This is a genomic window from Pseudomonas sp. C8002, from assembly GCF_013385765.1.
GTDB lineage: Bacteria > Pseudomonadota > Gammaproteobacteria > Pseudomonadales > Pseudomonadaceae > Aquipseudomonas.
This window is the reverse complement of sequence record NZ_JACAPJ010000003.1, coordinates 52,384-72,934: the sequence shown is the minus strand read 5'-3', so window position 1 is coordinate 72,934 and position 20,551 is coordinate 52,384. Positions and strand designations below refer to the sequence as shown.

23 protein-coding genes and 2 pseudogenes are annotated in these 20,551 nt (G+C 60.6%); 13 read left to right on the top strand and 12 right to left on the bottom strand.

What is annotated here, in order from left to right:
* Nucleotides 1–40 precede the first annotated feature (40 nt).
* Nucleotides 41–478 carry a multidrug/biocide efflux PACE transporter gene (locus HX814_RS03650; RefSeq protein ID WP_087693157.1) on the bottom strand — a complete coding sequence of 146 codons (438 nt, stop codon included), beginning with the start codon at nt 476–478 and terminating at the stop codon, nt 41–43.
* Nucleotides 479–567: 89 nt separating this feature from the next.
* Between HX814_RS03650 and HX814_RS03645 the strand changes: the two genes are divergently transcribed.
* A complete protein-coding gene (locus tag HX814_RS03645) occupies nt 568–1,422 on the top strand; it encodes a LysR family transcriptional regulator (RefSeq protein WP_087693158.1) in 855 nt (284 codons plus the stop codon).
* A 137-nt stretch (nt 1,423–1,559) separates the two neighbouring features.
* On the opposite strand, the gene HX814_RS03640 is transcribed toward HX814_RS03645, so the two are convergent.
* Nucleotides 1,560–2,402 (bottom strand): LysR family transcriptional regulator, encoded by an 843-nt coding sequence (locus HX814_RS03640; RefSeq protein WP_177008455.1) that lies wholly within the window; start codon nt 2,400–2,402, stop codon nt 1,560–1,562.
* A gap of 111 nt (nt 2,403–2,513) precedes the next feature.
* Here HX814_RS03640 and HX814_RS03635 point away from each other — a divergent pair, with 111 nt between their 5' ends.
* Nucleotides 2,514–3,239, top strand: coding sequence for an SDR family oxidoreductase (locus HX814_RS03635; protein ID WP_008431641.1), 726 nt, complete (start codon nt 2,514–2,516; stop codon nt 3,237–3,239).
* A gap of 138 nt (nt 3,240–3,377) precedes the next feature.
* On the opposite strand, the gene HX814_RS03630 is transcribed toward HX814_RS03635, so the two are convergent.
* Genes HX814_RS03630 through HX814_RS03615 form a run of 4 tightly spaced genes read right to left on the bottom strand, consistent with a single transcriptional unit; the run spans nt 3,378 to nt 5,910 of the window.
* Nucleotides 3,378–4,589: an RNA polymerase sigma factor gene (locus HX814_RS03630; protein WP_177008486.1), complete on the bottom strand. Its 1,212-nt coding sequence runs from the start codon at nt 4,587–4,589 to the stop codon at nt 3,378–3,380.
* A gap of 2 nt (nt 4,590–4,591) precedes the next feature.
* Nucleotides 4,592–5,074, bottom strand: coding sequence for an SRPBCC family protein (locus tag HX814_RS03625; RefSeq protein ID WP_003213108.1), 483 nt, complete (start codon nt 5,072–5,074; stop codon nt 4,592–4,594).
* A gap of 29 nt (nt 5,075–5,103) precedes the next feature.
* Nucleotides 5,104–5,448, bottom strand: coding sequence for a YciI family protein (locus HX814_RS03620; RefSeq protein ID WP_003213107.1), 345 nt, complete (start codon nt 5,446–5,448; stop codon nt 5,104–5,106).
* Nucleotides 5,449–5,490: 42 nt separating this feature from the next.
* Entirely contained in the window at nt 5,491–5,910 is a 420-nt protein-coding gene (locus HX814_RS03615; protein WP_177008456.1) for a nuclear transport factor 2 family protein, read from the bottom strand.
* 146 nt (nt 5,911–6,056) lie between these two features.
* Between HX814_RS03615 and HX814_RS03610 the strand changes: the two genes are divergently transcribed.
* Nucleotides 6,057–6,542, top strand: coding sequence for an N-acetyltransferase (locus HX814_RS03610; RefSeq protein ID WP_177008457.1), 486 nt, complete (start codon nt 6,057–6,059; stop codon nt 6,540–6,542).
* A 20-nt stretch (nt 6,543–6,562) separates the two neighbouring features.
* Nucleotides 6,563–7,168 (top strand): pyridoxamine 5'-phosphate oxidase family protein, encoded by a 606-nt coding sequence (locus HX814_RS03605; protein WP_003213099.1) that lies wholly within the window; start codon nt 6,563–6,565, stop codon nt 7,166–7,168.
* Between the two features lie 46 nt (nt 7,169–7,214).
* On the opposite strand, the gene HX814_RS03600 is transcribed toward HX814_RS03605, so the two are convergent.
* Complete coding sequence (locus HX814_RS03600; RefSeq protein ID WP_177008458.1) at nt 7,215–7,700, bottom strand: GyrI-like domain-containing protein; 486 nt, start codon at nt 7,698–7,700, stop codon at nt 7,215–7,217.
* Between the two features lie 196 nt (nt 7,701–7,896).
* Here HX814_RS03600 and alaC point away from each other — a divergent pair, with 196 nt between their 5' ends.
* The gene (gene alaC, locus HX814_RS03595; RefSeq protein WP_003213096.1) at nt 7,897–9,114 is read left to right on the top strand and encodes an alanine transaminase; all 1,218 of its coding nucleotides are present in this window, start codon (nt 7,897–7,899) and stop codon (nt 9,112–9,114) included.
* Nucleotides 9,115–9,248: 134 nt separating this feature from the next.
* On the opposite strand, the gene HX814_RS03590 is transcribed toward alaC, so the two are convergent.
* Together HX814_RS03590 and HX814_RS03585 are read right to left on the bottom strand one after the other, a co-directional pair.
* Nucleotides 9,249–10,604 carry a GntP family permease gene (locus HX814_RS03590; RefSeq protein WP_008431626.1) on the bottom strand — a complete coding sequence of 452 codons (1,356 nt, stop codon included), beginning with the start codon at nt 10,602–10,604 and terminating at the stop codon, nt 9,249–9,251.
* An 84-nt stretch (nt 10,605–10,688) separates the two neighbouring features.
* Nucleotides 10,689–11,222 (bottom strand): gluconokinase, encoded by a 534-nt coding sequence (locus tag HX814_RS03585; protein WP_008431624.1) that lies wholly within the window; start codon nt 11,220–11,222, stop codon nt 10,689–10,691.
* Between the two features lie 212 nt (nt 11,223–11,434).
* Between HX814_RS03585 and HX814_RS03580 the strand changes: the two genes are divergently transcribed.
* The 7 genes from HX814_RS03580 to HX814_RS03550 all read left to right on the top strand — a co-directional run bounded on the left by HX814_RS03580 (nt 11,435) and on the right by HX814_RS03550 (nt 17,328).
* Entirely contained in the window at nt 11,435–12,466 is a 1,032-nt protein-coding gene (locus HX814_RS03580; RefSeq protein ID WP_167665540.1) for a LacI family DNA-binding transcriptional regulator, read from the top strand.
* 182 nt (nt 12,467–12,648) lie between these two features.
* Nucleotides 12,649–13,050: a hypothetical protein gene (locus tag HX814_RS03575; RefSeq protein WP_177008459.1), complete on the top strand. Its 402-nt coding sequence runs from the start codon at nt 12,649–12,651 to the stop codon at nt 13,048–13,050.
* 389 nt (nt 13,051–13,439) lie between these two features.
* Nucleotides 13,440–13,676: a DUF6124 family protein gene (locus HX814_RS03570; RefSeq protein WP_177008460.1), complete on the top strand. Its 237-nt coding sequence runs from the start codon at nt 13,440–13,442 to the stop codon at nt 13,674–13,676.
* Between the two features lie 199 nt (nt 13,677–13,875).
* Nucleotides 13,876–14,508: a glutathione S-transferase family protein gene (locus HX814_RS03565; RefSeq protein WP_177008461.1), complete on the top strand. Its 633-nt coding sequence runs from the start codon at nt 13,876–13,878 to the stop codon at nt 14,506–14,508.
* A gap of 16 nt (nt 14,509–14,524) precedes the next feature.
* Nucleotides 14,525–15,262, top strand: coding sequence for an NAD(P)-dependent oxidoreductase (locus HX814_RS03560; protein ID WP_177008462.1), 738 nt, complete (start codon nt 14,525–14,527; stop codon nt 15,260–15,262).
* An 11-nt stretch (nt 15,263–15,273) separates the two neighbouring features.
* The gene (locus HX814_RS03555) at nt 15,274–16,683 is read left to right on the top strand and encodes an MFS transporter (RefSeq protein ID WP_177008463.1); all 1,410 of its coding nucleotides are present in this window, start codon (nt 15,274–15,276) and stop codon (nt 16,681–16,683) included.
* 135 nt (nt 16,684–16,818) lie between these two features.
* Entirely contained in the window at nt 16,819–17,328 is a 510-nt protein-coding gene (locus tag HX814_RS03550) for a hypothetical protein (RefSeq protein WP_177008464.1), read from the top strand.
* Nucleotides 17,329–17,465: 137 nt separating this feature from the next.
* Here HX814_RS03550 and HX814_RS31660 read toward each other — a convergent pair.
* The 3 genes and pseudogenes from HX814_RS31660 to HX814_RS03540 all read right to left on the bottom strand — a co-directional run.
* A pseudogene (locus HX814_RS31660) lies at nt 17,466–17,891 on the bottom strand (methyl-accepting chemotaxis protein); the annotation flags it as partial.
* Between the two features lie 165 nt (nt 17,892–18,056).
* A pseudogene (locus tag HX814_RS31655) lies at nt 18,057–18,680 on the bottom strand (PAS domain-containing protein); the annotation flags it as partial.
* Between the two features lie 272 nt (nt 18,681–18,952).
* Complete coding sequence (locus HX814_RS03540) at nt 18,953–19,822, bottom strand: LysR family transcriptional regulator (protein ID WP_177008465.1); 870 nt, start codon at nt 19,820–19,822, stop codon at nt 18,953–18,955.
* Between the two features lie 98 nt (nt 19,823–19,920).
* Here HX814_RS03540 and gstA point away from each other — a divergent pair, with 98 nt between their 5' ends.
* Nucleotides 19,921–20,523, top strand: a complete 603-nt coding sequence (gstA, locus tag HX814_RS03535; protein WP_008431610.1) for a glutathione transferase GstA — start codon at nt 19,921–19,923, stop codon at nt 20,521–20,523.
* Nucleotides 20,524–20,551 lie beyond the last annotated feature (28 nt).

The following is a 20,551-nucleotide window of genomic DNA, read 5'->3' as shown; positions in this document are numbered from 1 at the left end:
ATGACGTATCCAAAATCGCCATCGCCGGCAAGCCTGACTCCTACGCGGTGCGCATCCGTTTCTGCATAATCCGCTCCCGCGCGGCGTCATACGCCCAGTGATACACATAGGTGTACGGCAGGAAAAACAGCAACACGCCGATGTCGAGGATAAACGCCTGCATCAGGCTGATGTTCAGCCACCAGGCAATCAACGGCACACAGATCGCCACCAGCCCGCCTTCAAACATCAACGCATGCAGCACGCGGGTCCACACCCCGCCGGACAGTTGCAGGCGCGCCTTGAGACGGTCGAACAGGCCGTTGAAAATCACGTTCCAGGCCAGTGCCATAAGGCTGATGGCCAAGGTCACGACGCCCATCTCCAGGGCCGGTTTATCCATGATCCACGCCAGCAGCGGTGTACAGATCAACAAGGCCAAACCTTCAAAACCAATGGCCTGCCAAACGCGTTCAGTAATCGACTTAGTGGGTGTCATGACCCGTTCTCCGTGAGTGACGATGGTTGCCATCATTACCCTTTGACTCGATACTTCATAACCAGTAACCATCGATCAAGGCGATAGTCATGGCATCCCACGAAGTGCTTCAGGCGTTTGTGCAGGCGGCGACCCACGGTTCGTTTTCAGCGGCGGCGCGCAAGCTGGGCAAGAGCCAGTCCACCGTCAGCGCGGCGGTGGCCAGCCTGGAGATTGACCTGGATGTGGTGCTGTTTGATCGCAGCAGCCGCAAGCCGACGCTGACCCCGGCCGGGCACGTGCTGCTGCAACGCGCCGAGCAGGTGCTGGAAGCCAGCAGCCGCCTGGAGTTGGCGGCCAGTCAGTTATCCCAGGGGTTGGAACCGAAGCTGAGTATCGCGATGTCCGATACGTATCAGTCGGACCGTTTCGAAACCGCCCTCAGCGCCTTCGAACAGCGCTACCCGGACCTGGAGCTGGAATGCCTGATCGCCGAATGCGAGGACTTGATCGCCCTGGTGCAAAGTGGCCGGGCGCAGATTGCGTTTATCGAGATGCAGGAGGTTTACCCGCCGGACCTCACCAGCACCACCGTGGAAGAGCGCACGGAAATCGCGCTGTTTGTCTCACCCAGACATCCGCTGGCGAACCTTGCGGACATCGACCAGCAAACCCTGGAACAACACCGCGAACTGCGCCTGGCGAGCATCATCAACCCGAATGAAACCCGCGGCCTGGGCCGGGTGTGGTCAGCGCCCAGTTACCTGATGCTGATGGAAATGGCACAACTGGGTTTTGGCTGGGCACCGCTACCGCGCTGGCTGGTGGAGCGGTTTGGCGGCGACCACCTGTGTGAAATCAAGGCCCGGGGCTGGCCGCGCTCGGTGGCGGTGGACGCGTTGTGGTCACGCCAGCATCCGCCCGGCCCGGCCGGCAGTTGGTTGCTGGGCAAGATGCTGGAATAACGCCGAAACACACTATTCGCAACAATGAAGATCAAATGTGGGAGCTGGCTTGCCTGCGATAGCGGTGTGTCAGTCACCACCGCTATCGCAGGCAAGCCAGCTCCTACATTGAATTTGCGGTGAATTCAAAGGCGCCGTCAGGCGGCTTCAATCTGCGGCGGGCGGTTGTTCTGGAAATACTCATGCAAGGCCCGCAACGCCGGCAACTCCAGGGCCTGGGCGGCAAAGCACAACCCCACCCGGCGCGTCGGTGCCGGCAGGTGCCAGGGGCGAATCACCACCCCGCCCCGCTCCGCCGCCAGCGACTGCGGCAACATCGCCACGCCGACACCGGCCGCCACCATGTGCAATGCCTGGGTCAACGAACCGGCATGCCCGGCCACCGCCTGGGGCGAGCGGCCGTACAAGGCCATCAGCCGTTGGTGGGAATCATGCTGCGGGCAGGTGATCCAGTCTTCGATCGGCGCCCAGGCCTGCTCCTTGCCGCCCGCCGCCATCGGGTGCGCAATCGGCAGCGCCATCACGTAGGACTCTTCCCAAAGCGGCAGGAACAATTCGTCCTCGCAGCACATTTCCTCTACCGCCAGGCGCCCTTCTCCTTCGCAGCCTTCCTGCAAGGTCAGCAGCAAACCCGGCAGGCCCTGGTGCGCCATGCGCAGGAAAGTTTCGATCTGGCTGTCGGCAATATCGCCTTCCACCCCCAGTTCCAGGGCGATGCGGTTTTCGCGCCCGCGAAACAACCGGCTCAACGCATCGGCCTCGGCCACCATGCGCCGGGCTTGCGGGTACAGCACCCGCGCCTCGTCACTGACCTCGACCCCACGAGGCTGGCGCAGAAACAGCGCCACGCCCAGCTCTTCTTCCAGTTGCTTGATAGTCACCGACAACGTCGGCTGGCTGATGAACAGGCGCTGGGCGGCGGCGGTGATATTGCGTTCCTCGAATACCGCGAGAAACGCCTTGAGATGACGCACATCCATAGTTAATACCGATGACAGACAGAGGAATAAGGCATTTTTCAGCCAGCCGAGGGCTAAATATACTGCGCGCCACGTTCAGTTATTTGTTTTTCTTATTTCAGGAGTTCCACCATGAGCAAGCCATTGATCATCATCACCGGTGCCAGTTCGGGCATTGGCGAAGCGACTGCGCGCTTGCTGTCGGCCGCCGGCCACCCGCTGTTGCTGCTGGCCCGCCGCATCGACCGGCTGAATGCGCTGGAGTTGCCGAACACCTTGAGTCGCGGTGTCGACATCACCGATCGCGCTGCGCTGGTGGCAGCGGTGAAAGAAGCCGAAGCGCAATTCGGCCCGGCCGATGCACTCATCAACAATGCCGGCGTGATGCTGCTGGGCGCGGTCAGCGAACAGGACCCGGCACAGTGGGAGCAGATGCTCGACGTCAACGTAAAGGGTCTGCTGAACGGCATCCATGCGGTGGCTGGCAGCATGGTCGAGCGCAAGGGTGGCACCATCATCAACGTCAGCTCGGTAGCCGGGCGCAAGACCTTCCCCAACCACGTCGCCTATGTAGGCACCAAGTTCGCCGTGCATGGGATTTCGGAAAACCTGCGGGAAGAAATGTCGCCGCACAATGTGCGTGTGATCACCATTGCGCCGGGCGCGGTGGAAACCGAACTGCTGAGCCACACCACTGACGAAGCCATCAAGACCGGCTACCAGGCGTGGAAACAGGACATGGGCGGCACCGTGCTGAGCGCCGATGATGTGGCTTCGGCGATTGCCTATGCCTACCAGCAGCCGCAGCATGTGTGCATTCGCGAGATCGTGTTGGCGGCGACGCGTCAGCAGCCGTAACTCATTCATCAAGACAACATCGAACAAATGTGGGAGCGGGCTTGCTCGCGAATGCGGTGGATCAGTCACTGAAATGTTGACTGACACACCGCATTCGCGAGCAAGCCCGCTCCCACATTTGGATCTCCGGCGCCTGCACTATTTGAGTTCGGCCAATCGCCGCTCGATAAAGCGCTTTTCGGGCACTTGCTGGGTCAATGCCAGCGCCCGTTCAAACGCCCGCCGCGCGTCCTCCACTCGCCCCAATCGCCGACAAAACTCGCCCCGCGCCGAGTACGCCAGGTGATAGTCCACCAACTCCCCCCGCGCCAGAATGGCGTCCACCAATTGCAAACCGGCCTGCGCTCCATCGCGCATCGCAACGGCCACCGCGCGATTCAGCTCGATCACCGGCGATGGCATCGCTCCAAGCAACACGTCATACAGCCCGACGATCTGCGGCCAATCAGTCTCATCGGCGCTCACGGCTTCAGCGTGTACCGCCGCAATCGCTGCTTGCAGGCTGTAGGGCCCGAAGCGGCGTGTGGTCAGGGATTTCTCCACCAGGGCGCATCCTTCAGCAATCAACGACGCATCCCACAGCGAACGGTCCTGCTCATCCAGCAACACCAACTCACCGCCGGCCGAAGTGCGTGCCGGGCGCCGGGATTGGTGGAGCAACATCAGCGCCAGCAAGCCCATCACTTCCGGCTCCGGCAACAACTCCATCAGCAAACGGCCCAGGCGAATCGCTTCGCGGGTCAGGTCTTCACGGGTCAGGTCGGCGCCCATGGACGCCGAATAGCCTTCGTTGAACACCAGGTAAATCACCCGCAGCACACTGTCCAGGCGCTCGGGCAACTCCGCCAGGGATGGCACCTGATAGGGGATCTTCGCTTCGCGGATCTTGCCCTTGGCCCGCACGATGCGCTGGGCGATGCTAGTGGGCGTGGCGAGAAACGCCCGGGCGATTTCCTCGGTGGTGAGGTCGCAGATCTCACGCAAGGTCAGCGCCGCCTGGGCATCCGCCGCCAGCGCCGGGTGGCAGCAGGTGAAGATCAGGCGCAGGCGGTCGTCTTCCACGTCTTCAACGCTCCAGTCTGCCGCTTCCAGCGCATCGGCTTGCGCCTGCAACAACGGGGTAAAACGCGCCTGGCGACGTAAACGGTCGATGGCCTTGAAGCGCCCGGTCGAGACCAGCCAGGCCCGGGGGTTATCCGGCACACCATCCTGCCCCCAGCGCTCGACTGCGACGAAGAACGCCTCGTGCAAGGCTTCTTCAGCCAGGTCGAAATCGCCAAGCAAGCGAATCAGGGTCGCCAGGATGCGCCGCGATTCGCTGCGATAAACCGCTTCAACCCGGGCCTGCACCGTCAATCGCGCAGGCCTTCGGTCACCAGCGTCACCAGCCGGTCTAGGCTCTGTCCCCAGCCTTCGTGAAAGCCCATGGCTTCGTGGGCCTGCTTGGTTTCGGCGCTCCAGTGCATGGCGCGGGCGGTATAGAGGGTTTTGCCGTCGACGTCTTCGAAGGTGACTTCGGCGGTCATGAATGGCTGGCCCGAAGGGATCCAGCCGGGGGTGAAGGCGTCGGTAAACACCAGCCGACTGGGGGCGGTAATCTCCAGGAATACGCCTTGGGTCGGGTATTCGCTGCCGTCCGGCGCGCGCATCAGCGTGCGAAATTGCCCACCCACCCAAAGGTCCATTTCGCACTCGGGAGTGGTCATGCCGTGTGGGCCCCACCACTGCTGCAACAAGGCCGGCTCGGTCCAGGCGCGGAACACGCGGCTGCGAGGGGCATCGATCAAGCGACTGATGGACAGTTCAAATTCGGCGGGTTTGGGTTGAATGCTCATGGGAAACCTCCTGGGTTTTATTGTTGTGATCAGAGATTCAATTCACGCACGGGGCGTACTTCCACACTGCCGACCCGAGCCGCCGGTATGCCGCCGGCCACCTGGATCGCTTCATTCAGGTCCTTGGCTTCGATCAGGTAAAACCCGGCGAGCTGCTCCTTGGTTTCCGCAAACGGTCCGTCGGTGATCGACAACTTGCCGTTGCGCATGCGCACGGTGGTGGCGGTGCTCACCGACTCCAGCGGCTCGGCAGCGAGCATGCGCCCGCTGGCCTGCACGGACTGGCCATAGGCGAAACATTCCGGGTCCTTGGGGCTGTCGGGCGAATCGTGCAGCACCTGTTCGTTGCTATAGATCAGGCAGAGGTATTTCATGGGATTCTCCGTTTTCGGACAACTGACTATAGTTCGCGGCGCTCAAGGTTTCAGGTCGAACAGACCGGCGCCGGTTTCCATGTCGAAGGGTGCCGACCAATGTTCATGCACCACTTTCCACTCGCCGCCAACGCGCTGGTAGCCGGCGCTGACGCGCATCCAGCAGGTCTTGAGTACGCCGTCGGGCCCGGTGCCGCCACAGTGCGCGAGCCAGTGGGCAAAGGCGCTGTTATCGCCGGTGACGATACGCATCTCATGGAAGTCAAAAACCCCGGGGCCCGGGCAGAACTCCATGCACGCCTTCCAGTGCGCCTGATAGGCGGCCATGCCCTTGAACTGCAGGGCGCTAACGGCGTCGAACGCGACGATATCGTCGGCGTAAAAGCTGACAATCTTCTCGACATCCTTGGCGGTGACCGCCTGTTTCCATTGTTCGATCAAGCTGCTGATTGCGGTGCTCATGGCGATACTCCTTGCGGGAAAAATCACTGAAGACACCCTTAGTCGACTGAGCCCCAGGCCAATCGACAGTCCCGCAAAAAATAATTGCGACTACCGCAAACCCGCTAGAATCCGCGCTTCTTTGTAGGATTTCGGATGCTACGCCGATGGAAACCCGCCTCGTCGCCTATCAGACGTTGACTGCCCTGCAACAACAGCAACTCAACGCCCTGGAAGTGCATCCCGAACAACTGGGTTTTTCCGGCGATATCTACTGTGCGCTGAACACCCTGCTGGTCAATCCGAATCCCGGCGTGGCAGGCTTTGCGTTACTCGCCGACGACATTCCCGTGGCCTTCCTGCTGCTCAAACGCCCACCCTGCCTGCCCCATTGGGCGGATGAACACAGCGCCACGCTGCACGCGTTGCAAGTCGATCGCCATCAGCAAGGCCTGGGGTTTGGCAAAGCCTGCCTGCAAGCCCTCCCCGCCGCCGCGCGCCTGGTCTGGCCGCAGATCAAGGCGCTGGAGCTGTCGGTGGACACGGATAATGTGGCGGCGATGGGGCTGTATTTGCAGCAGGGCTGGGTGGACAGCGGGGAGGCGTATAAGGGGCGGATTGGGTATGAGCGCCGGTTGGCGTGGGTGTTTTAAACAATAAGGAGCTGGTGAAGATGCTAACAACCCTGGAACAACTCGAAACCCTCTACGGCCTCCCCCACGAGCGGGCCGTGCGCAAGGAAATCCCGTTTCTCAACGAGGATTACCAGGCCATGGTCCGCGCGTCACCCTTGGTGGTGGTGAGTTCATCCGGCCCGGACGGCATCGACGGTTCGCCCCGTGGCGATGTTCCAGGTTTTGTACGAATTATCGACGAGCGCACGTTGGCGATTCCGGATCGGCCGGGGAATAACCGCCTCGACACCCTGCGCAATCTGGTGGTGGACCCGCGCATAGCGTTGCTGTTCATCATCCCGGGCATTGGCGAGACGTTGCGGGTCAATGGCCGGGCGCAGATTTCCATCGAGCCTGAGTTGCTGGAGAGCTTTGCGGTAAATGGCAAAGCGGCCCGTTCGGTGATTCTGGTGCAGGTGGAGGCGGCGTATTTCCATTGCTCCAAAGCCTTTGTGCGCTCCGATTGCTGGAACCCGGAAAAGCACTTGGATCGCTCGGCACTGCCCTCCGCCGGGGCGTTTCACAAGCGCTTGAATGATGGGGCGTTCGACGCCGAAGCCTATGACCGCGAGATGCCGGAGCGGGTCAAGGCCACGCTGTATTGAGAGGCCATTGCAGGAGCGAACGTGCTCGCTCCTGCCGGTGGCGCTGTCAGGCGGATTCGGCGTTGATCGGGATCCAGATTTCCACGGAACCCGTGCCTTTACCCACATCGAAATCGGCGCTGTAGCGCTCAAAATCAGCCCCGACCACCTTGTACCCGGAGGCCGGCAGCCATTCGAACATGATGCGTTCATAGGTCTGCGCCAGCGCCTGCACCGGGCCAAAATGCGGGAACACGGCATAGCGATGGGCCGGGATTTCAATCGACTGGAAGTTGCTCGGTACATCGCCCCTGGCCGGCACCTCGATGCCCGCCAGGTAGTCGAATTCACCGTGTTTGGCGTTGTGGCACACGCCGTAGGTCACGCCGCCAACGCGCTTTTTAATGTCTTTGAAACAGGTGTTGAACAACGCCCACAACTTGGGAATATCGCCAATCGTGGCCTTTGAATAACGCCCTTGCACACCCGCGATCACCAGGGCCTTGCCCTCTTCCATGCGCGGCTGTAACGGCAGTTTTGTCTGTTGATCCATCTGAACAGTCTCCTTCTTATGAGGGAACAAACCCGCGTCGAGTATAGGGGCATATCCCCGTCGCACTCCAAACAGAAATTTTTCCCACAGCATCTGGACAATTGGCCATCACCGACCGTATTGTCTGCCCCGCAGGCCACCGCAGTGGCCGACGTCGCTCGGACGGTTCCGGGCGCTTACGTATTTCGAGGCAACAATGGCCGAACCCCGTTCGCCGCGCCGCTTTGCGCGCATAGATCGACTCCCCCCTTACGTGTTCAATATCACTGCCGAGTTGAAGATGGCTGCGCGTCGGCGCGGCGAAGACATCATCGACTTGAGCATGGGTAACCCGGACGGCGCCACTCCACCGCACATCGTGGAAAAAATGGTCACCGTCGCCCAACGCGAAGACACCCACGGTTACTCCACTTCCAAAGGCATTCCGCGGCTGCGCCGGGCGATTTCGCGCTGGTACAAAGACCGCTACGAAGTGGACATCGACCCGGAAACCGAAGCCATCGTGACCATCGGTTCCAAGGAAGGCCTGGCGCACTTGATGCTGGCCACCCTGGACCAGGGCGACACGGTGCTGGTGCCCAACCCCAGCTACCCGATTCACATCTACGGTGCCGTGATTGCCGGCGCCCAGGTGCGTTCGGTGCCGCTGATTCCGGGGGTGGACTTCTTCGCTGAACTGGAACGTGCGATTCGTGGCTCGATTCCCAAGCCGAAGATGATGATCCTCGGCTTCCCGTCCAACCCCACCGCACAGTGCGTGGAACTGGACTTCTTCGAACGGGTGATCGCCCTGGCCAAGCAGTACGACGTGCTGGTGGTGCATGACCTGGCCTACGCCGACATCGTCTACGACGGCTGGAAAGCTCCGTCGATCATGCAAGTGCCGGGCGCCAAGGACATCGCGGTGGAGTTTTTCACCCTGTCCAAGAGCTACAACATGGCCGGCTGGCGCATCGGTTTCATGGTGGGCAACCCGGAACTGGTCAACGCCCTGGCGCGGATCAAGAGCTACCACGACTACGGCACCTTCACCCCGCTGCAAGTGGCGGCGATTGCGGCGCTGGAAGGCGATCAGCAGTGCGTGAAAGACATTGCCGAGCAGTACCGTCAGCGCCGTAACGTGCTGGTGAAAGGCCTGCATGAGCTGGGCTGGATGGTCGAGAACCCGAAGGCGTCGATGTACGTCTGGGCGAAGATTCCCGAGGCGTACGCCGCAATGGGTTCGCTGGAGTTTGCCAAGAAGCTGCTGCTTGAGGCGAAGGTGTGTGTGTCGCCGGGGATTGGCTTTGGTGAGTATGGCGACGACCACGTGCGCTTTGCACTGATCGAAAACCAGGACCGGATTCGCCAGGCGGTGCGGGGCATCCGGGCGATGTTCCGGGCGGATGGGCTGGTCAAGAAAGCTGACGCCTGACCCGATCCAACGGCAGGAATGATCGTTCCCACGCTCTGCGTGGGAATGCCGCCTTGGACGCTCTGCGTCCGCTTGTGACGCGGAGCGTCACAGGATGCGTTCCCACGCGGAGCGTGGGAACGATCACTTACCGCCTAGACCACCAGCGACAGCAACATGATAAAGCCCAACGCCACCACCGACAGAATGGTCTCCATCGCCGTCCAGGTCTTGAACGTCTCGGCTACGGTCATATTGAAGTACTGCTTCACCAGCCAGAACCCCGCATCGTTGACGTGAGACAGCACCAGCGAGCCCGCCCCCGTCGCCAATACCAGCAACTCGCGGTTCACCCCCGGAATCATCCCCACCACCGGCACTACAATGCCGGCGCCGGTAATGGTCGCCACCGTCGCAGAACCGGTAGCCACACGAATCACCGCCGCCACCAGCCAGGCCAGCAGGATCGGGTTGATCTGCGCGGTCACCGCCATATGGCCGATCACATCACCTACGCCGCTGGTCACCAGCATCTGCTTGAAACCACCACCGGCACCGATGATCAGGATGATCGCAGCCGTCGGCGCCAGGCTGGCGTCGAGCAGCTTGAGGATTTGCTTGGAGCCAATGCCCTGGCGATGGCCAAAGGTGTACAGCGACAACAGCAAGGCCAGCAGCAAGGCGGTGATCGGGTGACCGATCATGTCCATCCAGTTGCGGATCACGTGGCCGTCCGGCAGGGCGACGTCGGCGAAGGTTTTCAGCAGCATCAGGAACACCGGCAGCAGCACGGTGATCAGGGTGATGCTGAAGCTCGGCAGGGTCTTGGATTCCGGTTGCTCACTGGCCAGTTGGTCTACCAGTTCCTGGGACGGGTTGCCCGGAATGTACTTGGCGATAAACGAACCGTAGAGCGGGCCGGCGATGATCGCCGTAGGCAGCGCGACGATCAGGCCGTAGAGAATGGTCTTGCCGATGTCGGCACCGAACACGCCGATCGCCAGCAGAGGGCCCGGGTGCGGTGGCACCAGGCCGTGCACCGCCGACAGGCCGGCCAGCAGCGGAATGCCGATCTTGATCAGCGACACACCGGTACGGCGCGCGACGATAAACACCAGCGGGATCAGCAACACAAAACCGATCTCGAAGAACAGCGGAATGCCCACCAGGAACGCGGCGAACATCATTGCCCACTGCACCTTCTCCTTGCCGAAGGCCCGCACCAGGGTTTGCGCGATCTGATCGGCACCGCCGGAATCGGCCATCATCTTGCCGAGCATCGTACCCAGCGCGAGGATAATCCCGACAAAGCCGAGCACCCCGCCGAAGCCGTCCTGGAAGGCCTTGATGATCTTGTCCACGGGCATGCCCGAGGTCAGGCCGAGAAAGCCTGCGGCGATGATCAGGGCAATGAACGGGTGGACTTTGAACCGGGTGATCAACACGATCAGGCCGATGATGGTCACCACTGCATCGAGCAGCAGATAGGTATCGTGGGACAAGCCAAACATGGGGGTCTCTCCTGTTTGTTGTTGTTATTAAAGCCGGTAAAAAATTCAGTGCAGGCGGACAGCGCTATCTTGTCCGGCAAAAAATTATTTGTTTGGTTCAAAGCCGTGTTCGAGCCACCAGGCATTGGTTTGCTCGGCCAGTTCTTCGACGCTGTCTACGCTGGCGTTGAGGGCCAGGGTCAACGGCTCGCCCACCGGGGATTCCAGGGTGGCGAACTGGCTGTCGATCAGGCTGGCCGGCATGAAATGGCCGGGGCGATGGGATACACGGTCGGCGGCGACTTCGCGGGTCAGCTCCAGAAACACAAACCCCAGGCCCGGCGCGGCTTCGCGCAGGTGGTCGCGGTATTTCTTCTTCAGGGCCGAACAGGTGAGCACCGGATGCTCGCCGGCCTTAAGCGAGCGGCGCAGTTCATCGCACAGGATGTCGAGCCAGCCGGCGCGGTCTTCGTCGTTAAGGGGATGGCCGGCGCTCATCTTTTCGATGTTCGCGGCGGGGTGAAAGCTGTCGCCTTCGATGGCGGTGGCACCGTTCAGCAGGCACAGGGCCTCGCTGACGCTGGACTTGCCACAGCCGGAAACACCCATGATCACGAGGGCAGTAACAGGTTGACTCATGAAACACCTCAAGACGCAGATAGCGCTACCTTTGCACGCTGTAAGGCTAGTGCAAAAACAGGCTTTTCCCGCGCCGTCTTGTCATTTTTATGGAGTGACGCGTGCATCTGCTCCAAAGGTTTGAACGGGAACAGGCATCCCGGCGTTCAAGGATTTGCAGGGTCTTGGAGACAGCGCTACCTTAGTGCCTCGATTTTTGTTTGGCAAGCCGCCTGATGACTCCCAAGAACGATAAAAATACCCGCACCACGGGCCGCCCTACCCTCAATGAAGTGGCCCGCCTGGCTGGCGTCAGCCCGATTACCGCCTCCCGGGCCTTGCGCGGCATCAGCACCGTGGCCACCGAACTGGTGGAAAAAGTGCAAAAAGCAGCCGCCGAACTGAGCTACGTGGTCAACCCGGCCGCCCGTGCCCTGGCATCTGCCCAGAGCCAGTCGGTGGTGGTGTTGGTGCCGTCGCTGTCCAACCTGCTGTTTATCGAAACCCTGGAAGCCATCCACCAGGTGCTGCGGCCCAAGGGCTTTGAAGTGCTAATCGGCAACACCCACTATTCCCGCGACGAAGAAGAAGACCTGCTGCGCAACTACATGGCCTACCAGCCACGGGGCTTGCTGCTGACCGGGTTTGACCGTACGGAAAGTGCCCGGCGCATGGTGGAATCGAGCAATGTGCCGTGTGTGTACATGATGGACCTGGACCCGGGCGCCGGACTGAACTGCGTAGGATTTTCGCAATTGAACGCCGGGGAAACAGCGGCGGCGCATTTGATCTCACGGGGTCGCAAGCGCCTGGCCTACATTGGCGCGCAATTGGACCAGCGGACTTTGCTGCGCGGCGAAGGCTTTCGCCGGGCGTTGCAGCAGGCGGGGTTGTACGACCCGGCGCTGGAAGTGCTGACGCCACGGCCATCGTCGCTGGGCCTGGGTGGTGAGCTGTTCCTGCAGTTGCTGGCCAGCCATCCGGATGTGGACGCGATCTTCTTTGGCAACGACGACCTGGCTCAAGGTGCGCTGCTGGAAGCGCTGCGCCATGGCATCAAGGTGCCGGAGCAGATCTCGGTGCTGGGCTTCAATGACCTGCCGTCTTCCTCGTTCATGGTGCCGCGTTTGAGCAGCATCAGCACCCCGCGCGAAGCCATTGGCCGGCGGGCGGCAGAGCATTTGTTGACGGTGATGGCCGGCAACAAGATCGCCCGACCGGTGGTGGACATGGGGTTTGAGTTGAAGGTGCGCGAGAGTACCTAGACCGGTCCTGTAAGGAGAGACTCATAGGGGGCCACCGGTAAAACGTTCTACGCTAGCCCCTGCGAGCATGAAAATCCACTGTAACTTCTGACAGTATACAAACCTGTGAGGGGCTCCTCTAATCAAGCAACTATCCAGCAAGAAGAGATAGCAAACTGCACGTTAGATGGAGCACCTCGACCATGAAACATGAAAGAAATAACGTAGCGCCCGCAAGGGGAATATTTAATGTTAGCCAATCCGTAGATGGACCTTTCGAGGCTACCAGCATCGAGTTTTCTTATGGCGAGGGCGATCTGTGGTTTTCGGGCCGGTATGTTGATGGATTAGGAAGAGTTCAGCTTATTACGCTTCTCCTGCCTGCCAAGGAAGGTTCATTTTCGGGCAAATTCAACGCTGACGGCGCCGCCTACTACATGCACGAACCCGATAATAATCCGGTCTTCTGGGATTCAGAGTCAGGCGAATACCACGTCACAATTATTACAATACCTGGACATATAACCGGAACTTTCGAATTTACTGGCGTAGCTAGGAAGTTTGCCGGCGACTTCAATTTTTTTACCAAAGGCATTCATGAGTAATGTACAAACCGAACCGGTTTGGGTTGACACTGCGCGAACGCATACAGGCGGTAGCTGTAGGAAGTGGCTGGTGTTGATGGCAGCGCCTTGCTCCGTTACCTACAGGTACGTCAGAATCCGCCGGCTTGTGCGCCTGGGTAGGGCTCTCTAAGGTTGCCCGGTCGCTGAATTTCTCAGTGATCGGGTTTAGTAGCCCGAGCAGCCCCATACAAATGTGCATGAGCTTCATCTGTCGGACTTACCTGTCTGTGCTTGATGGTGGCTGTGCGCAGGGCGCCCTCGTGGCGCGCCGGGTTTTTGTGTGGGTCTACCGGTCTACTAACCTGCGTGCAGCCGCCACCCTTTCGTTTAGTAGCGATCAGGTGGTGGCCCAGTTAGAGATCCTACCTATGTTCAAAGCAACTCCAAATCCCCCCACCTTATTCACCGTCAGCCCCGACGCCAGCAGCGAAAGCCTGATCGCCAACAGCTACGAGACGTTTTCCTCGGTCAGCACATTATTGCTCGACCTGTCTGATGAACTCACCGGCAAAGACCGCGACACGGCATTGGCGATTCACCAATTGAGTGAGTTGGGCGTACTGCTGATGGGCAAGCTGATGGACCAGGAATCACCACTGATCTGACAGACCGCACGCGGTCAAACTGTGGGAGCGGGCTTGCTCGCGAATGCGGTGTGTCAGCCGAGCTTTCCATCACTGATACACCGCATTCGCGAGCAAGCCCGCTCCCACATTTTTGATCCTGCCCACTTAACAACCTCGCCGTGCCTTCTGGCCCCTGCTAAATTGCCCCCTGCCTTCTCACCCTCGTCAGGAAAGCACCATGGGCCATTCGCTGAAAATCCTCGGTCGCACTTCTTCCATCAACGTGCGAAAAGTCCTGTGGACCTGCCAGGAACTGGATATCCCCTACGACCGCGAAGACTGGGGCATCGGCTTCGCCTCCACCCAGTCCCCCGAATTCCTGGCCCTGAACCCCAACGCCCAAGTCCCGGTGATCATCGACGACAACGGCGTGCTGTGGGAATCCAACACCATCTGCCGCTACCTCGTGAGCCTGCACCAACGCCACGACCTGTTGCCCACCGAGCCGGTCGCCCGTGCGAGGGTCGAGCAATGGATGGACTGGCAAGCCACCGAACTCAACCCGTCGTGGGGCTACGCCTTCCACGCTCTGGTACGCAAGAACCCGGACTACCAGGACCCGCAACGCATCAAAGCCGGGGTAAAAAGCTGGAACGACAAGATGGGCCTGCTTGAAGAGCAACTGATCAAAACCGGCGCCTACGTCGCCGGTAACGACTTCACACTCGCCGACATCCTCATCGGCCTGTCGGTGCACCGCTGGTGGATGACGCCCATGGAGCATCCGTCCTACCCGGCGGTCAGCGCTTACTACGAAACCCTCAGCCAACGCCCCGGCTTCAAAACCTTCGCCCTCGACGGCCACAACTAAAAACAAGGACTACACAATGAACGGACTCAACGTACTACTCACCGGCGCCTGTGGCCGCATCGGCAAGACGTTTTTCGGAGCGTCGAAAGACCGCTACCGCTTCACCCTCACCGACCGCATCGAGCCGGATTTCGCCCTCGGCGAGCACCGTTTCATCCACGCCGACCTGAGCGACAAAACCGCCCTCGCCGCCCTGCTCGACGGGATTGACGTGATCGTGCACCTGTCGGGCATCCCCCACGCCAGCGCGACCTTCGACGAGTTGTTGCCCAACAATATCCTGGCCACCACTTACCTGTTCGAAGCCGCCGTGGCCGCAGGTGTGAAGCGCCTGGTGTTCGCCAGCAGTGCCCAGACCATCGAAGGCTACCCGGTAGACCGGCAGATCACGCCGGGCATGCCTGTATTGCCCGCCAACCTGTACGGCGTGAGCAAATGCTACGGCGAAGCCCTGTGCGGTTTTTACGCGGCCAAAACCCCGCTCTCCACCATCGCCCTGCGCATCGGTGCGTTTGAATTCCCCGAAACCCACGACCTGAACAACGCCCGCGATCTCAGCGCCTGGCTCAGCCCCCGCGACGCCGTGCAACTGCTGCAACGCTCGGTGGAAACCATCGGGGTGAAACACCTGATCGCCCATGGCATTTCCAATAACCGTTTCAAACGCCTGGACCTCAGCGAAACAACCCGTGTGCTGGGTTACCAACCGGTGGATGATGCGTTCCAGGAATTCGAGATCCCGATCACTTACTGAGTCTTCTGCCCATGTCTTCACCCTCTCTTGCAGACGGTATCGACCCGATCCGCGCCGCGCACATCAGCGCGCGCATTGATCGGTTGCCCGCCGTCGCCACTGTCTGGCGCCTGGTGGCGCTGCTGTCGATTGGCGGCTTTTTCGAGCTGTATGACTTGTTCCAGACTGCCTATATCAGCCCCGGCCTGATCAGTGACGGAATTTTCCACACCGGCAGCCAGGGCGTATTCGGCTTCTCCGACCAGGCGGCCTTTGCCTCGGCGACCTTTCTCGGCCTGTTCCTCGGCGCCAGCCTGCTCAGCCCGATTGCCGACCGCTACGGGCGCCGGGCGATCTTCACCTTTGCGTTGATCTGGTACACCGTCGCCACCGTGTTGATGGGTATCCAGACCTCCGCCCTGGGCATCATCTGCATGCGTTTCCTGGTGGGCATCGGCCTGGGCATCGAACTGGTGACCATCGACGCCTACCTCTCGGAACTGGTGCCCAAGCGCATGCGCAGCTCGGCGTTTGCCTTTGCGTTTTTCATCCAGTTCCTGTCGGTGCCGGCGGTGGCGTTGATGTCGTGGTGGCTGGTACCCCAGGCACCGTTCGGGATTTCCGGCTGGCGCTGGGTAGTGGTGAGCAGTGCGGTATTTGCGCTGTTTATCTGGCAACTGCGCAAGCGCCTGCCGGAATCGCCGCGCTGGCTCGCACAAAAAGGCCGTTTCGAGGAAGCCGGGCAGATCATGGACAACCTCGAAGCGCGCTGCCGGAAAGACCACGGCAAGCCACTCGATGAGCCGGAACCGCAAGCCGTCAGCGTGCAGGGCCAAGGGCGCTTCGCCGATATCTGGCAACCGCCGTACCGGCGCCGGGCGTTGATGCTGATTGTGTTTCATGTGTTCCAGGCCATCGGTTTTTTTGGCTTCGGCAACTGGCTGCCGGCCCTGCTCTCGGGCCAGGGCGTGAGCGTCACTCACAGCCTGGGCTATGCCTTCATCATCACCCTCGCCTACCCGTTGGGGCCGCTGCTGTTTGTGAAGGTGGCGAACCGGTTTGAGAACAAATGGCAGATTGTCGGCTCGGCGCTCGGCGCGGTGATCTTCGGCAGTTTGTTCGCGCTGCAAACCACCGCCGTGGGCCTGGTGATCTGCGGGGTGATGATCACCTTCTGCAACGCCTGGCTGAGTTTCAGTTATCACTCCTACCAGAGCGAACTGTTCCCCACCAACATCCGCGCCCGGGCGGTGGGTTTCTGCTATTCGTTCAGCCGGTTGTCGACGGTGTTCAGCAGCCTGTTGATCGGCGTGATCCTCGAACACCTCGGCACGCCCGGCGTGTTGGCGTTTATCGCCAGCAGCATGTTGATCGTGATGATCACCATCAGTTGGTTCGGCCCGCGCACCCGCAACCTGGCGCTGGAGAACATTGCCCACTAGCGGCAAACAATGGCCGGCGGCACGCCAACGCTTGCCGACGGTAGCGGCCCAAAGCCCCGTAAACACGGGGCCATACCACTGGGCACGCTAATTGCTCCACCTGTGGCACCGCCCACATCCACAGGTGTCCTGATCATGCTGATCAACAACAACCCCCAGGCTCAGTCGACGATCCAACGCATCAAGCGCGCAGACATGGACCCGGCCAACGCCGCGGCCAGCGCGCTGTACAGCGGTGCTGCGCAAAACGTGCAACAGGGCACTACCACTGTATCGACCACACAGGCAGCGGCCGACGCCACTGCCGACAACATCAATGCCGCCTTCGCCAAGACCCGTGTGCAGTTGCAAGCCACCACCGCAACCGCCTCGACCACCGATACGGCCAAGACTGACTCCACCACGTCGGCCCGCAGTGACTTCACCGACTACATGAAGAAAAGCCCGGCTGAGCGCATCCGCGAGCAACTGCTCAAGGAACAGGGTTTGACCGAGGATGATGTGAAGAACATGCCTCAGGACAAGCAGGATGCTATTTCCAAGGAAGTCGCCGCACGCCTGAAGGACCAACAGGCGCAGCAGGTAGCGGCGAAAACCGCTGACCCGCAGGCGCAGACGGTGAAAGAAACCCTGGCTGCGATCTAAGCCACACCACAAACCAAATGTGGGAGCGGGCTTGCTCGCGAATGCGGTGTGTCAGTCAATCCATGTGCTGACTGACACACCGCATTCGCGAGCAAGCACGCTCCCACACAAGCTCATTCCACATTTGATCTGCGGTGTTACTGCAATTGCAGTGTCGAGTTGAACTGACTGATCGCATCCACCACATGCCGTGACCCTTCCTGAATCTCCAGGATCACCTGCCCCGCCTCATTCGCCAGCTCCACCCCAAGCCCCGTGCGGCTCAGGCTCGATTGCATGCTCGACACCGCGCTGATCGACAGGTCGTGGTTCTTGCGCACCACATCCACAATTTCGATCGTCGCCTGGCTGGTTCGCGCCGCAAGGCTGCGCACCTCATCCGCCACCACCGCAAACCCGCGCCCATGCTCGCCCGCTCGGGCCGCTTCGATTGCGGCGTTCAGCGCCAGCAGGTTGGTCTGGTCGGCGATGCCGCGGATGGTCTGGACGATGGTGCCGATGATGTCCGACTGCTTGCTCACTGCGTCGATGCTCACGGCCGCTTCGTTAAGGTCACGGGAAATTTCTTCGATGATCTGCACGGTCTGCTGCACCACTTCCGAACCCTTGCGGGCGCAGGCGTCGTTTTGCACCGAGGTGGCGTGAGCCGAGTCGGCAGCCGTGCGCAAGGTGGTGACCTGGTCGGTGATGTCGCTGGCGAACTTCACCACTTTGTACAGGCGCCCGTTGGCATCGAAGATCGGGTTGTAGGAGGCTTCCAGGAACAGCGTTTGGCCGAATTTGTCTTTGCGCTCAAACCGGTGGGAGTGATATTCGCCGCGATTGAGCGAGGCCCAGAATGCCTTGTAGGCCGGCGAATCGGTCTCACCGCGATGACAAAACAGACTGTGGTGCTGGCCGACGATTTCACTGAGGGAATATTTCACCGTCTTCAGGAAGTTGTCGTTGGCATTCAGGATCTGGCCTTGCGGGGTGAATTCAATGACCGCCATGGAGCGGCCGATGGCGTCGATCAGGCTCTGGTTTTCATGCTCGCGGTGAATCCGCGCCGAGATGTCCGAGGCCACCTTGATCACGCTTTGCACCTGGTTGTCGGCACCGATTACCGGCATGTAACTGGCCTCCAGCCACACTTCCTGACCATGCTTGTTCAACCGCATGAAGGTGCCACTGAGGGGCTCGCCCCGCGCCAGGTCGCGCCAGAGCTTGGCGTAGGCGTCGGTGTGGGTGTAGGCCTCTTCGCAGAAAATCCGGTGATGCTTGCCGCGAATTTCTTCGGCGCGGTAGCCCATGGTCTTGCAGAAATTTTCATTGGCATCCAGCACGATGCCGTCGCGATCAAACTCGATCATTGCCATGGAACGGCTGATGGCGGCCAATTTGGCTTTGGCTTCGGTAAGGGCGCAGGAGAAACGTTCGATTTCCAGCAGGTCGGATTTGTGTTGGCGGTTGAACATGTCAGATCACCCTTTATTTTCCCGACGCCCACGCGGGCGCATTCCATTCACGGTTTGAATCTAGATCGAAGACCTTTATGGGGAAACCTATCCGAAACGCTTTATATGCCGAGCGTCATCAACGGTTCTGGGTGAGCATAGACAGGCGTTGGCGCTATGCAAGGCCACTAGTCAGCCAGCATTTGCAACAAAGCATTAACCACTGCGGAGGGCGGTTGGTGGCGTGATGTCACCAACGCAAACTCGCGATGCACCGGCTCCGCCAGGGGCATGATGCGCAAGCCTTGGCGCTGGGCCGGCAGGGTCATCTCGGGCACCAGCGTCACTCCCACGCCTTCACGCACCAGGCTGAAAGCGCTGTTCCATTCGCGCACTTCCACCCGCACCTCGCGCAGCACCAGGCCGGCTTCCTGCGCCAGGCTGCGGGCGTTGACGGTGCAGCCGCCGGTGGCAAGCACGAACGGTTGCTCCACCAACTCTTCCAGCGTGACCGTTGCCTGCGCCGGGCGCCGGGAAAACCCGTGGGCCATCGGCAGCACCGCCACCCAGTTATCGCGCCCCAGCACGGCGGCATTGCGCTCGGACGGCGGGTTGAGCACCACGCCCAGGTCGATCAGATTCGCGTCGAGCAAGGTGTTCACTTCATCGTCGGTCACTTCCAGGGCCGTGACCTCGATGCCGGGATAAAGCTGGTTGAACCGACGCAGCAGCGGCGGCAGGAACACCGCCAGCACCATGGGGAAACTCGCGATGCGAATCGTCCCACGCAGCATCGGCCGCGCTTCGTCCACGGTGGTGCGAATCGCCTGCAACGCTTCCAACATCACCCGCGCCTGCTCGATCACTTGCAGGCCCAGGGCGGTAGGCACGGTCTGACGCGCCTCACGCACAAACAACTGCGCACCGAGGTTGGCCTCCATGGCCGCCATCGCCTGGCTGGCGGCGGACTGAGTCATGCCCACTCGTTCGGAGGCGGCAGTGATGCTGCCGTTGTCCGCCACGGCCACCAGCAGGCGCCAGTGCATCAGGTTCATCATGGCAGTAGCTGTCCTTATGGCAGGATTCTGAAAGATTAATTTTACCCAAGGTGCCATGCCCACGAGACTGAAGGCAACTGTCCTGCGGAGTTGCCCCGATGAAGCTGTATTTTTCCCCGAATGCCTGTTCCCTCGCCTCCCATATCGCGCTGCGGGAATTGGCCCTGCCGTTTGAATTGATTCGCGTCGACAACCAGAAAAAGCTCACGGCTGACGGTGATGATTTCCTGCAGATCAACCCCAAGGGCTATGTGGCCGCACTGCAACTGGACAACGGCGAGGTACTGACCGAAGGCGCGGCCATCCTGCAATACCTGGCCGACCGGGTACCCGCAGCGGGCCTGGCGCCGGCCAATGGCAGCTGGGAGCGGGTGCGTTTGCAGGAATGGCTGAACTTTGTCTCCAGCGAGATTCATGGCGGGCTGGGAGTGTTGTTCAAGGACGCGATTCCCGATGAGGTGAAGGCGCTGTTCAAGGCCACGCTGTTCAAGCGTTTTGCGATTCTGGTACAGACCCTGGAGCGCCAGGATTACCTGCTGGGCGCGCAGTACTCAGTGGCGGATGCGTACCTGTTTGTGGTGCTGCGCTGGGCGGGGTTGTTTGATATCGACTTGCAGCAGTGGCCGGCGTTGGCGAAGTTTCAGCAGCGTGTCGGCGAGCGGCCGGCGGTGATTGCCGCCCTGGCCGCTGAAAATCCATGACCTGAAATGCGATCAACCTGTAGGAGCT

Excerpts from the sequence above, each read along its gene's own strand:
- HX814_RS03650 (WP_087693157.1), bottom strand. The coding sequence starts at position 478 with ATGACACCCACTAAGTCGATTACTGAACGCGTTTGGCAGGCCATTGGT.
- HX814_RS03645 (WP_087693158.1), top strand. The coding sequence starts at position 568 with ATGGCATCCCACGAAGTGCTTCAGGCGTTTGTGCAGGCGGCGACCCAC.
- HX814_RS03640 (WP_177008455.1), bottom strand. The coding sequence starts at position 2,402 with ATGGATGTGCGTCATCTCAAGGCGTTTCTCGCGGTATTCGAGGAACGC.
- HX814_RS03635 (WP_008431641.1), top strand. The coding sequence starts at position 2,514 with ATGAGCAAGCCATTGATCATCATCACCGGTGCCAGTTCGGGCATTGGC.
- HX814_RS03625 (WP_003213108.1), bottom strand. The coding sequence starts at position 5,074 with ATGAGCATTCAACCCAAACCCGCCGAATTTGAACTGTCCATCAGTCGC.
- HX814_RS03620 (WP_003213107.1), bottom strand. The coding sequence starts at position 5,448 with ATGAAATACCTCTGCCTGATCTATAGCAACGAACAGGTGCTGCACGAT.
- HX814_RS03615 (WP_177008456.1), bottom strand. The coding sequence starts at position 5,910 with ATGAGCACCGCAATCAGCAGCTTGATCGAACAATGGAAACAGGCGGTC.
- HX814_RS03610 (WP_177008457.1), top strand. The coding sequence starts at position 6,057 with ATGGAAACCCGCCTCGTCGCCTATCAGACGTTGACTGCCCTGCAACAA.
- HX814_RS03605 (WP_003213099.1), top strand. The coding sequence starts at position 6,563 with ATGCTAACAACCCTGGAACAACTCGAAACCCTCTACGGCCTCCCCCAC.
- HX814_RS03600 (WP_177008458.1), bottom strand. The coding sequence starts at position 7,700 with ATGGATCAACAGACAAAACTGCCGTTACAGCCGCGCATGGAAGAGGGC.
- alaC (WP_003213096.1), top strand. The coding sequence starts at position 7,897 with ATGGCCGAACCCCGTTCGCCGCGCCGCTTTGCGCGCATAGATCGACTC.
- HX814_RS03590 (WP_008431626.1), bottom strand. The coding sequence starts at position 10,604 with ATGTTTGGCTTGTCCCACGATACCTATCTGCTGCTCGATGCAGTGGTG.
- HX814_RS03585 (WP_008431624.1), bottom strand. The coding sequence starts at position 11,222 with ATGAGTCAACCTGTTACTGCCCTCGTGATCATGGGTGTTTCCGGCTGT.
- HX814_RS03575 (WP_177008459.1), top strand. The coding sequence starts at position 12,649 with ATGAAACATGAAAGAAATAACGTAGCGCCCGCAAGGGGAATATTTAAT.
- HX814_RS03570 (WP_177008460.1), top strand. The coding sequence starts at position 13,440 with ATGTTCAAAGCAACTCCAAATCCCCCCACCTTATTCACCGTCAGCCCC.
- HX814_RS03565 (WP_177008461.1), top strand. The coding sequence starts at position 13,876 with ATGGGCCATTCGCTGAAAATCCTCGGTCGCACTTCTTCCATCAACGTG.
- HX814_RS03560 (WP_177008462.1), top strand. The coding sequence starts at position 14,525 with ATGAACGGACTCAACGTACTACTCACCGGCGCCTGTGGCCGCATCGGC.
- HX814_RS03555 (WP_177008463.1), top strand. The coding sequence starts at position 15,274 with ATGTCTTCACCCTCTCTTGCAGACGGTATCGACCCGATCCGCGCCGCG.
- HX814_RS03550 (WP_177008464.1), top strand. The coding sequence starts at position 16,819 with ATGCTGATCAACAACAACCCCCAGGCTCAGTCGACGATCCAACGCATC.
- HX814_RS03540 (WP_177008465.1), bottom strand. The coding sequence starts at position 19,822 with ATGATGAACCTGATGCACTGGCGCCTGCTGGTGGCCGTGGCGGACAAC.
- gstA (WP_008431610.1), top strand. The coding sequence starts at position 19,921 with ATGAAGCTGTATTTTTCCCCGAATGCCTGTTCCCTCGCCTCCCATATC.